This is a genomic window from Cytophagia bacterium CHB2, assembly GCA_030263535.1.
GTDB lineage: Bacteria > Zhuqueibacterota > Zhuqueibacteria > Zhuqueibacterales > Zhuqueibacteraceae > Coneutiohabitans.
This window is the reverse complement of sequence record SZPB01000134.1, coordinates 1-15,224: the sequence shown is the minus strand read 5'-3', so window position 1 is coordinate 15,224 and position 15,224 is coordinate 1. Positions and strand designations below refer to the sequence as shown.

8 protein-coding genes are annotated in these 15,224 nt (G+C 55.7%); all 8 read right to left on the bottom strand.

From position 1 onward, the window contains the following. Positions 1-120: 120 nt before the first annotated feature. Complete coding sequence (locus FBQ85_14310; GenBank protein ID MDL1876329.1) at positions 121-2,298, bottom strand: hypothetical protein; 2,178 nt, start codon at positions 2,296-2,298, stop codon at positions 121-123. Positions 2,299-2,330: 32 nt separating this feature from the next. Then, the gene (locus FBQ85_14305) at positions 2,331-4,673 is read right to left on the bottom strand and encodes a hypothetical protein (GenBank protein ID MDL1876328.1); all 2,343 of its coding nucleotides are present in this window, start codon (positions 4,671-4,673) and stop codon (positions 2,331-2,333) included. A 56-nt stretch (positions 4,674-4,729) separates the two neighbouring features. Beyond that, a complete protein-coding gene (locus FBQ85_14300; protein MDL1876327.1) occupies positions 4,730-8,167 on the bottom strand; it encodes a tetratricopeptide repeat protein in 3,438 nt (1,145 codons plus the stop codon). 63 nt (positions 8,168-8,230) lie between these two features. After that, entirely contained in the window at positions 8,231-9,496 is a 1,266-nt protein-coding gene (locus FBQ85_14295; GenBank protein MDL1876326.1) for a twin-arginine translocation signal domain-containing protein, read from the bottom strand. 42 nt (positions 9,497-9,538) lie between these two features. Then, positions 9,539-10,771 carry a hypothetical protein gene (locus tag FBQ85_14290; GenBank protein ID MDL1876325.1) on the bottom strand — a complete coding sequence of 411 codons (1,233 nt, stop codon included), beginning with the start codon at positions 10,769-10,771 and terminating at the stop codon, positions 9,539-9,541. Between the two features lie 4 nt (positions 10,772-10,775). Next, positions 10,776-12,002 (bottom strand): hypothetical protein, encoded by a 1,227-nt coding sequence (locus tag FBQ85_14285; GenBank protein MDL1876324.1) that lies wholly within the window; start codon positions 12,000-12,002, stop codon positions 10,776-10,778. A gap of 41 nt (positions 12,003-12,043) precedes the next feature. Further along, the gene (locus tag FBQ85_14280; protein ID MDL1876323.1) at positions 12,044-14,035 is read right to left on the bottom strand and encodes a hypothetical protein; all 1,992 of its coding nucleotides are present in this window, start codon (positions 14,033-14,035) and stop codon (positions 12,044-12,046) included. Between the two features lie 225 nt (positions 14,036-14,260). Beyond that, a complete protein-coding gene (locus tag FBQ85_14275; protein MDL1876322.1) occupies positions 14,261-15,115 on the bottom strand; it encodes an MBL fold metallo-hydrolase in 855 nt (284 codons plus the stop codon). Positions 15,116-15,224: the final 109 nt, after the last annotated feature.

Genomic DNA, 15,224 nt, shown 5'->3' with positions numbered 1-15,224 from the left:
GATTTAAAACTTGCGCCATAGCCCCACCGCCCGCCCGCGGGCGGGCGGTGGGGCGAGCAGGAGCCATCAAAAATTTCAACTAAAAAAAGGATTGACTCCTCCTGCTCAAGCGTCCTTACACTATTCCAATTCGATGACAGCCAAGCCGTAAATCTGAACCTCATCCGCCTGAAAGCGAATCACCTGCGCGGCGCCTTTCTTCACCGACGCAAAGTGCAACGGCCTCATTTGCGCCAGCGCGCCGTCGAAGTGTACGCTCTTCGCTTTCTTCCCCTTGGGCAGTGTTACCTGCACATTCACATTCTTCGCCGGAGTGATTTCCCCGTCCACCGTCACGTCATAATTCACTAGATGCACGAGCATGCGGCTGCGATCATCCGGCGCCATCGTCGTAATTTCGACATATGGCCGTCGATCCACCAAGCGCGTCACGCGACCGGCCAGCAGTTTGGTGATCTGTTCCTCAACCGCGTCCAGCTTCTCCCGCAGCGCTGGATCGATGCGACTGCGCGTGTAGCCCTCAGGAATGTCCGCAAAGACATTCGCCATGGTTGGGCCAAAGGTGGTGAACTCGCCCTTCTCTTTTGACGGAATCAAGAAACGAGACGCAGGGATGTTCAGCGGAATATAGCAGGCGCGCCCTTTGCCGACTTTTTTCTCGCTCAGCTTCACCGGATATTCCTTGCCGCCGAAAAGTCCGGCCAGCGCAATCTGTTCATGCGGCAGGTTGAATTCATCTTTGACGCCCGAGTTTCCCAGAATGAGCAGCGTGCCGCCGTTCTCAACATACCGTTGCAAAGCCTGCTGGCTTCGCGTGCTCAACAATGGCAGGTAGGGCACCAGCAGCAGATCGAATTCCGCGACTTTGCCCGAATGCAAATCATCCTCGACGATCATCGCGTGGGCGATGCCGTTGTCGGCCAGCACGCGCGAGGCGCTGAACGCAAAACTCAATTCATCGGCGAGATATTGGTGCAGAGAAGCCAGCACCGCAATGTTGCTGGTGAGTTGTGCACCGAGCAGACTTTTCTCGTTGGCGCTGAGAAAGCCGTAAATCTGCGTCGCGCCGGGCGGCGTCTCGCGCTTCTCGCGAAAAATGGCGTGATTGGCAGCGGCTTCGGCAATGTTGATCTGCGCCATGCCGCTCAGGCATTTTTCGGTGGGATTGGGAAAAATCGGCGGCGTGATTTCAGTGGCGTAGACGATCACCGGCTTGCCATGCGAAGCCGCGGCCAGGAATTTCAACGCCGGGCTGTTGGTGATCTTCAATCCTGCTTCGTTCTTGCGTGGCGCGGTGTCGAGAAATTCCTGAATCTCGGAATAGATGAAGTCGTCGTAACCCTCACGGCCCAGCATCTCCATGTTGCCGGCGGCGTCATAGGCAATCGGGCCAAATCCGAATCCGCCATAGACATTGCCGGAAATCATGAAATGCGGATTGTATTGCCTTGCCACCGTGCGCAGCCGCCGGTGAAACTCGGCCACCACGTGACCGCGATAGGTGATCCACTCCATCCAGAATTTGTCGCCGCGTTTTTGCGGCAGGTCGATGCCGTCGTAATTGGACGTGCCGTACTTGCGCTCGCCCATTTGCAGCGGCAGGTTCTTTTTGAGATAGGCGATGAAGTTTTGTTTGGTATAATCGCAATAGCAGGTGCCGCCGGCAATGTGCGTCCAGTCGACATAGGAGCCATCAATGCCGGTTTCGGCCTGGGCGCGCACTTTTCCTTCCATGAACCTCACGTAATCTGGATTGTCCGGGCAGCCCCAGGTTTCGAAGCCCGCGGTGGTCTGCTGACCGTACGGCGCGTAGCGGTAATGCGGAAACGATCCATCCGGATGCACGGTGATCCAGGTGGTGGGATCTTGCTGCGGTTTCGGGCCAAGATAATCTTCGAAATCCTGCCAGCGTTCGTTGTAGAATTTCAGGAGATTGATCTGCTGCTTTTGCGGTTGATCCTGATTCGATTCCGACCGGCCATTCAACGAGGTCGACAAATAACGCAAAACGATATAGCCTTTGTCGTGATACTCTTTGTTAAAGGCTTTGGCTTTGGCCATGGCTTCATCGAATTCCGCGCGCGTTACCGCATCGAAATTCGGCGCGCCGCTGCCAAAGGTGACGGTCAAATTGTTTTTCGTCAAAAACTCAAGATCGGTTTTGTGTCCCAGCCGCCAGTGGCCCCAATCGGTGCTGGGTTTCCAGTCATTGAGCGCGACGGCAATGGAAAAAAGCAAGACAACCGCCGCGGCAATCTGCAACAGAACACTTCTCATCACTCGTTGGTAGCGGTGCATACGGCCTCCCGTTGATTCGACTAAAGTCGCAGTTAGAATCCAATCACCAACTCCGCCTGTCCAAAAAACTCGGGCAAGGCAACATTAAAATCTCTTTCACTTTTTTTATACTCGAGCTTTTGATTTCCCAGCATCACGCTGCGCGGCGCCTTGGCGCTTCGGAACCACAGCGCCGCATCCGGTTGTGCACTCGCCTGCAGCGTCAAAGTCACGCTGGAAGACTCCCCTTTATAGTCGACAATGCGGGCGGCGGCGCGGGTGATGGCGAATTCTCCACCGCCGATCTGCTTGAGAATAAGCTTGCGACCAGAAGTCACAGATGCATTCAGCATTCCGTCGCCCGCACGATTCCATTCCTGCCAGTCGGCGTTCAAAACCACCGCAGCCTCCGGCGCAAAGAAGCTGCAGCGGGCCGTGGTTTTGCTAATCACTTGAACTTCAATTGTCCCGCCCTTTTGCTCGATGGCCGGCATTCGCTTGGAGATGTAGGTCAAGCGCGCTTCCGGCGAAGCGTGCGGACCCAGGGTCGCAACGACTTTGTTCACACCTTTTTTCAGATTGGGCAGAATGATGACTTGCTCATCGAAGGCGAAGTGCGGCTTGCCGTTGATCACAACTTTCTGAATGCGATCGCTGGTGTTTTCGATTTTGATGCCCATACCGCCGGTGAAATGCGGAATCGTATCCAACAATACACCGGAGAGATCCAACTCCATCTCGATCTGATTGCGCTCGCTGCGCCAGGAATAGTTCCACTGCGCCATGGCGCGCAGCTTGTGGCCAAGGTCTTCCGGCGTCGGGCAATATATTCTGTGCGTTGCAAATTTGGTCTTCATCGCGTCATAAAAAGCGATGGTGTTCTCGTTCACAATGCGCTCTTTCTTCGACTGCGGCTGCGCGGTAATCGAGTAATCGTGCCACATTTCGTTGAAGATCACCCCGCGCCCGATGTTGTTGAACATGTGGTCAAAGATGGCTTCTTCATAAGCCGTGATCTGCGCCGTGGTATAACTCCAGGTCGGATCATTGAACCACTGGTAATCCGGGGACGGCACGTTTTCCAGCACCACCAGATTTTTGTGCGGACCGGTGTACCAGGTGAGATTGCCGAACCCCAGCGGCATGTCCTGTTCGAAGCCATGCGTCATGTAGAATGAAAAACGCCTGGCGATTTCTTCATAATCCTTCATCTGAATCGTATTGCCGGGATTGATGAACCATTCGACCTTGCCGATGGGGCAATCGTAATCCGCCATGTTGAATTCGATTTCTTGAATCGAGCCGCCCAGCTCCTCCTCCCAGCGCGCCGGGGTCATCTCCTTGTTGATGCGATGAAACTTGCTGTGCGTGCCGATTTCCCCGCCCACTTCTTCGATCTTTTTTCCCCACAGCGCCAAATCCTGCCAGCCGGCTTTGGTGGCGTTGCTCGACACCCAGGCATACACCGGCACCACGCCGGATTCTTTTGCCAGTTCGACGAGATAGTTGATGGTCTTGATCTGGGCGTCCAAATTGTTGCTGTTGTCGGCGTCGAGGCGGACGATGGCGGTGAGATTCGCATGCGAAACCTGGGGCGCGGGAAACGGCGCCTCGTGATCACCGTAGATTGCCCACTGCACCGTGCGGATCATGACATTGAACAACTGGTTGGCGTAGAACACCTGCGGCTGCACGTTGCGAAAGAACGAGGCCGCCCCGGCCCACGTGCTAAAGTCGCTGATCAGCACGATGCGATTCTTCGCCGGGTTGGAGATGGAGAGGAACGGGTATGCTTGTCTTTCATTAGTAGAAGTCAGCAAGGCCCGGCCGCCACTTTTGCATTGCATGATGTTCAGGCCGTTCACCAGGTGCTGGGTGATAAATTGATTCTTTTCGAAGCGCGTGGTGATGTAATGGCTGTTGTCGGCGACTTTGAGGCGAAAGTCCGAGTTGCCTTTGAATCCGGCGTATTCGATGCCCAGCAGCGTGTCGAGATCAGCGTGATACCGGTCGCGCGCCTGTTCATCAGCCGTGGCGAGCGGCCCGTCGATGATGAGGTTGCCGCCGGCAGCGAGATATTTCTGCAGCGCGCTTTTCAGGTTCTGATAGGCAGTTTCTTCGACATAATTGCACTGGCCGAAGATCAGGATATCATAGCGCTCGAGCGTTTTGTTGTCCGCGAGATCTTCGAGAAACAGACAGTCGTAGGGAATGCCGGCAAGATTGGCAACCGCCGCCCAACCATGCGCCGACATCTGCGCCACGCCCCAATGTTGCTCCACGCTGGTGCGGCTGATGACGATGCCGAGCCGCGGTGTATCAAAACCGGCTGCATTCACCATCGACGGCACAAGGCATATCCAAAACACAAAGAACGCGCACAAGATTCTCGACATGATTTCCAGCTCCGTTTCCGGTATGGAATGATGTAGGAACGCGACCTGCCGCGTCTCTACCGCAGAATGCCTCGATAATTCTCCATGAGCATGCGCGAATCGGGATGCAACGCCAGACCGCGCTCAAAGACTCTTTTTGCCTCCGCGACTCTGCCCAGCTCGCGATAGGACAATGCCAGATTGTTGAAATAGTCCGGTTCGCCGTCGTTGATCTTCACGGCTTGTGCATAGGCCGCGGCAGCCTCCTGAATTTTCTTCTGCATCATCAGGGCATTGCCGAGATTGTAATAGATCTCGGCGTTGGTCGAATCGGTGCGCAAGGCGCTTTCGTAACAGACGCCGGCCCTGGCGAACTCCTTGCTCAGGTAAAAGGCATTGCCGAGTTTGAAAAACAGATTCGCATTTTCTCCTCCGATAGCCAGCGCTTTCTGGTAGAAGCTGATCGCTCTTTTGAAATCGCGCATTTCACGAAAGCAGTCGCCCACGTCCTCAACCGCCGCCGGCTGGAATTCCATGATCGCCAGCGATTTTTCGAATGCTGCGATTGCCTCGGCGTACTGCTGCTGCCGCCGGTAGATCCGGCCGATGGCATTATGCGCTTCATACATGCGCGGATCGATCTGCAGAATCTTTTCATAGAGAATGAGCGCCCGGTCGAACGCCTCCTCCCGCGCGAGGAGTTCCCCCTCCAAAAACAATGCGTCAACAAACTGCGGGGGGGCAGCGGTTGCCTTTTGAATGGCCGTCTTCGCGGAATCGACTCTGCCCTGTGCCAGGTAACACCGCGCCAGCTCGTACTGCACCAGCGGGTGAGAAGCATGCCTTGCGTCGACCGCGTTCAACACCTTCAGCGCTTCATCATACCTTGCCAACCCGATCAGGTGGCGCGAGAGGTTGACCTGCGCTTCGAGGTTGTGGCGGTCGAGAGCGGCAGCGGCAATCAGCTCATTGCCCAGAAGATCTGCTCGCTGAAAATATTCTCTCGCCAGATTGCTTTCCGGGATGAGCTTTGAACCTGCCATCAGCGTCTGCAGCGACGCATGAGTCTTACCCTGATAAGCCTCCACCATTCCGGCGAGCAGCAGTCTGGTGGCTTCATGGTGTCGCTTCAGGTTGTTCTCGATCTTTTCTCTCTGTGCTGCATCGTCGGGAAGGTTGGTGATCATTTCGCCGAGCCACGGCCGGCGCGCGGCGATGGCGCCGAGATTGATGTAAGCGCAGAAATCCCGCGACCGGATATCGCGCGTGGAAAACTCCAGAAGGGGGCGATCATCGGTGTTGATCGGATACGCCGCACTGATATCCGCAATCCCGCGATGGTCGAGCATGAAGCAATCGAGAAAATCATACACCGAGCTGATATTGATTGCTTCAAAATCTTTCCTGACTGCCGGGATAGCCAGGCGCTCGCTCAGTTTTTGAAAATCAATCTGCCAGGGCTCGACCGAGCCCAGCAGCACGATTTGCTTGTTGATGCAATTAGGCGCCATCCACAAGGCGCAATAGGGAAACACCGATTGAAAGGTCTTGAGGACAATGGCAAAATCCACCGGATCCAAATCGATCGTCATCCACGTCGAAACGATGCCGCCGGGCTGGAGGCGGTCGCGGCAGTTTTCGAAATGATCTCTGGTAAACAGCGAGGCGCTGCTGGTGGCCACCGCATAGTTGCCATCGTTCATCACCACGTCATAACGTTTGCCGGCATATTTGACGATGTTCTTGCCGTCGACGATGGCATACTCGAACTTCGGATGCTTGAGCACGCCTTCGTTAAGCTCTCGAAAATGAACATCGGAGAGCTCCAGCACGTCCTGCGAGATTTCCGCAACCTGAAAGTCAGCGAGCGGATGCCGCAGCGCGCATTTGGAAGTTTCTCCGGTGCCGAATCCGATCTGCAGCGCCGATTGTGGATTGGGATGCAAACACAGGGGAATGTGTCCCTGCAAGGTCTGCAACGTTTTGAGCATGAAGCTGGTGCCGGCAACGTTCAGTCCGTCGACGTCGATTCTTTTGGTGCGCGAGAACGGTTTGATTTGCTCGTGAACGGTGACCGTGCCTTCGATGCCCTCGCGGTAGTCGATCAGCGGAAAATCTTTCTCGACATGGGAATAGGCCACCGTGAACAGCGTCGCCGGTGTGGCGCGAATGCCCAGAACCAGAATGAGCGCGACAACCACCGCAAAGCCCGCCACAAATCGCCGCGACAATTGTCGCCGGTCATACTGGATCAAATAGACACCGAGCAGGAGATTGATCAACACCATCGCCGTGACTGTGGCTGAGGTGCCAAGCGCTGAAATGAGAATGAAGCTGGTGAGAAAAGACCCGGCCACGCCGCCCAGGGTGTTGAAGAAATAAACCAACCCCAGCCGCGAACTGATGTGTTGCAGCCGTGTCACCGCAATCTTGCCGGCCACGGGGAAACTGGCGCCCATCAACAGCGCAGGAAGAAACATGACCAGAAATGCTTCGAAGAAGCGCACGCCGTTCCAGGTCCACCACGACGTTCGCGGGCCAATGGTGAAAATCCGATCGTGAATCCACGACAGATTGATCAGCATGATCGCGGCGATGAGCGCTCCGCAGCCGATGCCGATTTCAATCCAGCCGAAGACTGCAAACAATCGTTTCGAACGATCCGCCCACCGTCCGCCCACGTATGACCCGATGCCGATGCCGCAAAGCATGGTGGTCAACGTCACGGTCGCGGCGTAAACTGAATTGGTCATCACAAAAACCAGAACGCGGGCCCACAAGACTTCGTAGGCGAGCGCCACAAATCCCGAGAGGGCAACGGCAGCCAGCACGATCTTGACGCGGTGATCCAGGGGAGCCTCTTCTGCCACACGTTCAGGCGTGGGAGCAGTTCTCATCGAAACCGAGAACCGCCAGAGCAGATAGGCGCCTGCCGCGATGATGAAATTGGTGAGCACCCCCGCATAGATGGCATTGGAGACACCGATGACGCGGATGAGCACAAAGCCGGTGACGAAACATCCGGCCATGGCGCCAAGGGTGTTCACACCGTACAGCGTGCCGATGCCGAATCCGGTGCGGCTGGACTCACGAATCACTGCGCGGCTGAGCACCGGCAGCGTCCCGCCCATGAGAAATGTTGCGGGAAACATGAGGAGAAATGCGACGATGAATTTCAGCAGGAAGAACAGCGTTGCCTGGCTCGCCGCTTGGGGATAGATGAAGGCAAAAAGTGATTCCATCGGCGCGCGCAACAGCGGGATGAGCAGCGCACAGAGACCCGCGCCGGCCTCGAGCCAGGCATAGAGCTTCAGCGGATGTTCATGGCGGTCGGCGATTTTGCCAAGCACAAGTCCGCCGCCGGCCAGACCCATCATGAACGCAGCCAGCACCGCGCTCAACGCCAGGGTGGTGTTGCCGAAGATCAATCCGAAAATTCTCACCCAGACGATCTCGTACAGCAGACCGGTCACTCCGGAAAGAAAGAAAGCAATAAAGATGATGATTCTGGCCATGAATTCTCACGAGGTGTGATTCATCGAGCGCAACAGAACGACCTGCATCGTTCGTGCGAATGCTCATCCGGAATATTCCGGCTTCCAAAATTCCATGGATTGCTTTTGCATCGCCAGGTTTGCCATGTCCACGGCAATGGCAACGTCGCGGCCGTTGTCCACGTTGGAAGTCGGCTGGGTGCGCTTGCGAACACATTCGACGAACTCGAGAAACATCGCACGCGTTGTTTCCAGATCGTCGTTGGTGTTGTTCGCCACGGTGATCGGCACGGCTTCGCCACGCGCCCAGGCTTTTCGGGTGGCGCTGGTAATGGCGTCGAGCTTGCCGATCTCTTCCTGCGAAAGCACGGCCTCAACCTTTTTTCGTTCGGCATAGAAGTTGGCGACATGTCCTTCTTCTTTCTTCAATTCGATCGTGCCCTCGGTACCCATGAAAACCATGGAGACATCCTCGAACGCATTGGTGGTGATCGCCTGAAAACTTGCCTTGACGCCGCCCGGATACTCGAACATCGCGCTGACATTGTCGTAGGTTTCCCTGCCGTCCTTCCAGTAGTCGATGCCGCCCATGCCGGACACTTTCACCGGCGCCGCGCCGAGCACCCAGTTCACGATATTAATGTGATGCGAGCACAACTCCGCCATCAAGCCGCCGGAGTATTCGCGATACATGCGCCAATTGAGCAGGCGTTCGTGGCGCGCATCATCCACCGGCACACGCCAGTTGGTGTTGCGATTGTAGTTGCAGCGGATGTGGGTGATTTTCCCGCACTCGCCGTTTTGGATGCGGCGGCGAACTTCCTGGAACAGAGGACAACTCATCCATTGATAGGCCACCTGAAAGACTTTGTTCGAGGCTTTCACGGCTTTGGAAAGACTCAGCGCCTCTTGAATATTCAGCGTCATTGTTTTCTGGCAGATGATGTCCTTGCCGGCGCTGAGACAATCGAGCGCCATGGCGTGATGCAGATGCTGCGGCGTGCAGATCAAGACGGCGTCGACCTGCGGGTCGTCGAGCAGTTTGCGATAATCGCTGTGGCCTTTGGCATTCTTGGCAGCGTGCTCGAGACCGTTCTCGAGATGTTTCGGAAGAATGTCGCAGCAGGCCACAACGGCAGTGCCCGGCGTCTGTTTGAGGATGTAGACTTCCCATGCGCCGCGATCGCCGGTGCCGATGACGCCGATGCGGAGCGGGGCAGCAGCCGGAGCGCGCGCGTCACCCGGCATCATCGCACTGAGGCCCAATGTCATGCCGGCGGTGGTGGCGCCGCTGATTTTCAGGAATTCCCGGCGGGAAACTTTCTTGTTCACGATGGCTTCTCCTTCCAAAAAACTCGTTCACGTTCACGCGTTGGATCCAATCATCACCGGTCACTGCGGCAATACAGAAACTCGAATCGGGTTTCTGAGCTGCCGCGCCAGGTTCTCGATCGCTTCAAAACGTTGAGGTGCGCCGATCCGGAAAACCACATAGGCATTGCGCTCAACGTAACGGCTGCCTTTTGGAACAAAAGTCAGGTGATCGTGAATGAGGCGGCGGTTCCAGTATTTGATCCCGCCGAGCCATTCGCCGATTTGCGTGTGCGCCTGATAGGTCGGCGAAGGCTCTCCCAACGCGTTCGTCAGATCATATTGCAACCGAATGCTGCCAAAAGCATACTGCTTCTCGGCGTGATAGAAGCACAACCACGGCGCCTCGTTTTCAATCGGCCGCTGCTGCAGCATCTCATATCTTTCAGAAAAAGGCACATCGACAATTTCGCCCTCCGGCCGCTGAAATGCGAGATGCGTGAACATGCTGTCCATGGTCATCTCGTCATTGCGCAGCAGCTCGAGCCAGAGATCCTCGGTGACTTCCATGCTGGAATAAAATTCGAAATAAGGCACTTCCGCATAAAAGCTGTAAACTGCCGTCAGTAAAATTTCCGGATGACCGGGAGCAAGGTCTTGACGCCGCGTCTGGATCAAATATCCGCCGTTGTCGATCGCCTGCACGCGCGGCTCATTCCAGTGCGCAATCGTCGTGTAATACTCCATCCCCGGCCGCTTGAAATTCGGCGCCCAGTGCAACCGGTCTTCGGCATTGGTCAGCAGTTGATTGAATTCCTCGATGAGCAGCTCACGAATCTGACCTGAGGCATGGCTTTGCGGCTCGGCGCGCTCACTGCGCCGCAGATCCGCAACATAAAACTTGTTCGCGATCCGCAACTCCGTTCCCTTGCCTTCCAGCAACAGGTCGGTGACGGGCTGGGAACGCGAGCCACTCTCGTGACTTGTTCTCAGCGACAGAATTTTGGTCTCTCCAGCCTGCAGTGTGACCGGAAAAATGACGGAAAAGATCACTGCTTCGCCGTTGGCCGAGAGCTGCTGGTTGAAAACCTGACACGGGATGGCACGCTGCGTCGCGGCATCGATTGCCAGCAATGCGGCATGCGAATCTGCCAACGCCCAGGCTTCGGCTTGCAGCGACAGTTTCACATACTCGCGGCTGCGCGCCAGACCGATTGGCTCGGTTAAGATAATGCGCGCCAGCTCACGGTCCTGCGCTGCTGCCGCTGCGGCAAGCGAAAACAGCAGAGCTGTCACAATCAGAAATCGGTTCACGGTCTCAATGCACTCGAATGGGATTTCGCAATCGCTCAGCCCAATATTTGATGGCGGCGAAACGATCGCTTTCTTCGATTTTGAAAACCAAGTACGCGTTTTCTTCTGCGTAGCGACTGCCCCTGGGGAGAATGGTTACCCGCTCATTGATCAGCCGCCGGTTCCAGTACTTCCCGCCGTTGGCGCCATCGCTGATCCTCGTATGCGGCTCAAAAGTTGGCGATGGCGAGCCAAAACTGTTTGTATTATCCTCCCGCAGCCTGATGCTTCCGAAGGCATAGCCTTTGTCACGATGATAAAAACAAAGCCACGGTGCATCGTGTTCAATCGGCTGCCGCTCGAGCACGGCGTACCGTTCCGCAAGCGGCAACTCGAAAACCTCTCCGCCCGGACGCTGAAAAGCGACATGCGTAAACAGGCTGTCCATGGTCATCTCGTCATTGCGCAGCAACACCAGGCTAATCTCACTGGTGATTTCCATGGTCGAGACGAACCTCAAATAGGGCTGGTTTGCATAAAATTTGTACGCCGCAGACAACAGAATCTCCGGATGGTCGGGAGCAACGTCCTGCCGTTGCGTGTGAATCAGGTATGGTCCCTGCTCCAGCGTTGCCAGGCGTGGCGAATCCCATCCCGCAATCGTGCTGTATTCTTCCGCTCCTGCCCGCTGAAAATTGGGCGCCCAGTGTATGCGATTTTCGCCGCGTGACAGCAGTTGATCGAAGCCGCTCTTGATGAACAACTCGCGCAATTGTCCGGAGCGATGACCCTTGCCTTCCGAGGAGGTGGACGAGGTCAAGTCCGCAACAAAGAATTCATTCTCCACGCGCAGTTCAAGTGCATCGCCATGGGCTTGGAGATCAGTGGCGGGATTCGTCTGCGCAGGATCCGGTGGTCCGGTTTTGAGATGCAACACGCGGCGCTCGTGAGGCTGCAATGAAACCGGAAAGATGATCGAGAACAGCACCTGCTTCCCGGCGGGCAAAATTCGTCTCTGAAAAATCTGGCACTCGATTTTCTTGCCGCTGTTTTCGGCGATCGCATAAACCCTGTCACCCGAAAGGGAGAATTCATCGAGCGATGCCTGCACACTGACTTCGACGTACTCCTCCGTTCGCGGCAAGCCGGCCGGCTCGCTGAGCACGATGCGGCCAAGCTCGCGTTCCTGGCCGGCTGCATTGCCAAGCAAACCTGCCAGCAAAAGTGCCGTCAGACTTCGAGGCTGCATCATCTTCGCAGCTCGCATTCCGCCCATCGCCGTCGGCCGGCGGCTCATTCGCACCACAACACCATGCCTTTGTCGATTTGTGGAATCACACAAGCCATTTGACCATCGCGCCACTCGCCTTTGATTTCCTGAGTCGCTCCCAGGAACGGCAATGCAAATATTTTGGAATTCTGCTTTGCCGGAAAAGTGATTTTGACATTTTGCTCAGGCGTCTGCACGGCGTTTTCGTCGCCCTTCAGGCCTTTGAAATTGGCAAGGAACACGTGCGGCTTGCCATCCACCGTGGCGATTTGCGCCGAGACAAACGGCGAGGCCTGGATGGCGACCGCCGGTTTGTAGCCATGCACGCCGGTCAGCTCGCCGACAAAACTAGTTAGCTGCTGATGGAATTGAGCGGTTTGATAGTCGCCGTCCACGGCAAACTCATTGAATTCGTTTTTCAAAACTTCTGCATATGCCTTGCACGCACAATCCGGCGTGTAACTGAATTTCACCGGCGTGCTGAGCCTCACTGGCTGCGTCGCGTCGGTGATGCCGAGCAGCTCGTGCAACGGATTCGACGCCAGCAGCAGTCCGGTGTCATCATACTTGCCGGTTTCACCGGTGATGATCAACGTCTTGCCGGATTTGGCATACTGCTCGAAGTAACCAAGTTCATCCTTGCTCAAACATTTGGCATCAGGGACAATCAACACTTCGCCTGCGAAGTCCTGGCGGTTTCTCGGGGTGACGATTTGAAACTCGAGATGCGACTGCAGCAGCAAATACATCATGCCCTTGTAGGAGGCCATGAAGTCATCGGCGAAATAATTGCGCGTCTGCGGGGAGAAATAAACGCCAATGGGTTTGATCGGCTGCCGCGGAAGATAGAAGGTCTTTTCATGCTCGGCAATCCATTTGAAGATCTCCGTACGCGCCGCCATGTCGTTGGAGCCGGACATCACGTGGCCGCGCGCATCCCAGCAATTGGTGCCGGCCATCACATTCGCCAGCGCCAGATTCTTCATCGCCTCGGCGGGATTGATTTTTTCGTCGCCATCCCACGAGTAGGTCAGCATCCAGGAAGCTTTGCCGCCGGCAAAAGTGCGGAACGAATACATGCCGGTGAGATAAGAAAACCAATTCAGCGGATTCTTGGAAGCAGCGTTGCCGCCGCCGCCGCTGTACTCATGCGCGATGACGTCGACGACAGAATACATGTCGTAAACATCCGCGCCGACGCGCACCGCACTCTCCTCAATGCCCGGATAGATTTCGGCAATGGTCATGCACTCCGGATTGGCGGCCTTGACGTTGTCATCGACCTCCTTCATGAACGCGGTCAGCGTCTCGATGCGAAAGTCGATCCAGCGGCGAAAGTTGGCATCGCTGAAATCTCCCAGCTTCAAGTCGGTTTTGGCATTCAAACCGGTTTTGGCCTTGAACGCGGCAACGGTGTAGTCATCGAAGCTCGCCCATGAATCTTCCCAGCCGTCGAAATGCGTCATCCAGTAGGGAATGTCAACAAAGATGCCGTCGATGCCGGTGGCGGCGATTTGACGGACGCGTTCCATGTAGATTGTGCGCCACTCCTGCGCATAGGGACTGATCCAAACGTCTTCGTCGCCTTCATCGATCCAAAACGCGGTGCCGCCGCCGAAGATCGCCGGCTCGCCGGTGAGCTTGCGCTGCACCCAGTCCGGATGCTCTTTGAAAAACGTGCGCTCGGTTTTGTCGGCATTCGCGGTGATGCATTCGAGTCCGGCAATGTACACAAAGGAATAGTTGCCGACGGCGTGCGCCTTGTCCGCAATCGCCTTGATGGCCTGCAGCTTTTCGGTGGGATCAAGAAAACTCTCGTAACGGCCCGGAATATCATTGTCGGTTTCGATGCCAAAAACGTGGGTTTCCGTGGCGCTCTTGATGATGTTATCGACATTGTTGATGTTCAACCCATGTCCGGCAATGCGGACAAAGTTCGTCCAATTCTGTTGCGGCTGCTGCGGTTGCTGTTTTGGACTGCTGCACGAAGATACAATTAATAAGGCACCCACCATGACGATTCGTAGCAGTTGCTTTTCCATAAACATTTTCTCCAAAGCGGTACTGATGATCTTCCCGAAAATCACCAAATCAACAGCGGTTTTCAGTCGGATGAACAGGTTCGTAGTCCCCGCCCCTTGTGGCGGCTATCGAAGCCAATAAACTCACGGTTGCAACAGTGCCCCGCAAGGGGGCAAGGCTACGATTTCTGTTCTTTGGCAACACAGGAATGAGCCGGCTCAGCGGATGATGATCTTTTCTCCCAGCGCCAAAATGTGATAGCGTTCTTGCAGCGGCTTGGACAGCAGCAGTTTTACTTCATAAGGGTAGGCGCTGGTCCAATAGCGATTCTCCGGCGTGACTTTGAACGTATCGCGATGCTGAGGGAGGATGTACTCCGGCTCGAGCTCGTTGATAAGAATTACTGAGCGGTCGATATGCATGTTGTGTTCCGTCGGCGAGAAAAACAGCACGTCGACATGTTCGAGGAAAAGATGATCCTCCAACAACACCGAATCGCCGGGCTGCAAGAAACTCTTGCCACCAGCCGTAATCAGGTAACCACAATCCTCCAAATTGGCCTCGGTAAATACGGCAAATTTCGGATTGCCATGAATCGCTCGCAGCGGCTTGACCTGTACACCTCTGGCTGCAAACGGCTGCCCGGGCGTTGCGGTGATGATTCGAGAGGCAGGGATGGCTGCCTCCGCCTGCGCGATTTGCACACAGTTCTTTGGGAGCACAAACACGCAGTCGGATTTTTCCGCAAGAATCTTCGAGGTTTCCCGTTCAAAATGATCGCCGTGTTCATGCGTAATGAATGAGACAACCAGCTCTCTTGCCAATTCCGACGACGACACCGGCGCGGGAATGGCGCGATCCGATTGCTCGAGACACAAATCGGTTCCAATGAGCACTGTGTCCGCCTTGATGAGCCAGCCGTTGTGGCCGGTCCACCACACCGCGATGCCGGAACGATGCGCACGGATGTCGTCAATGAGACGCGTGGTTGCATCTTGCGTCTGAGCTGCAGCGGGACTCAGCGCCACCAGCGCGATCACAGAAGTAATGAACTGTGTTAGGCTTTTCATCATATTTCTCTCCCTCACCTCTCACTCGAGTCCACCGGCAGCCGCAGCCCGGCCCTGCCACATTCCGGTCTTGAGATCGAACAACAGCATCGCAACACCGCCGATGTTGGAT

Excerpts from the sequence above, each read along its gene's own strand:
- FBQ85_14280 (MDL1876323.1), bottom strand. The coding sequence starts at position 14,035 with ATGGTGGGTGCCTTATTAATTGTATCTTCGTGCAGCAGTCCAAAACAG.
- FBQ85_14300 (MDL1876327.1), bottom strand. The coding sequence starts at position 8,167 with ATGGCCAGAATCATCATCTTTATTGCTTTCTTTCTTTCCGGAGTGACC.
- FBQ85_14310 (MDL1876329.1), bottom strand. The coding sequence starts at position 2,298 with ATGCACCGCTACCAACGAGTGATGAGAAGTGTTCTGTTGCAGATTGCC.
- FBQ85_14285 (MDL1876324.1), bottom strand. The coding sequence starts at position 12,002 with ATGATGCAGCCTCGAAGTCTGACGGCACTTTTGCTGGCAGGTTTGCTT.
- FBQ85_14275 (MDL1876322.1), bottom strand. The coding sequence starts at position 15,115 with ATGATGAAAAGCCTAACACAGTTCATTACTTCTGTGATCGCGCTGGTG.
- FBQ85_14305 (MDL1876328.1), bottom strand. The coding sequence starts at position 4,673 with ATGTCGAGAATCTTGTGCGCGTTCTTTGTGTTTTGGATATGCCTTGTG.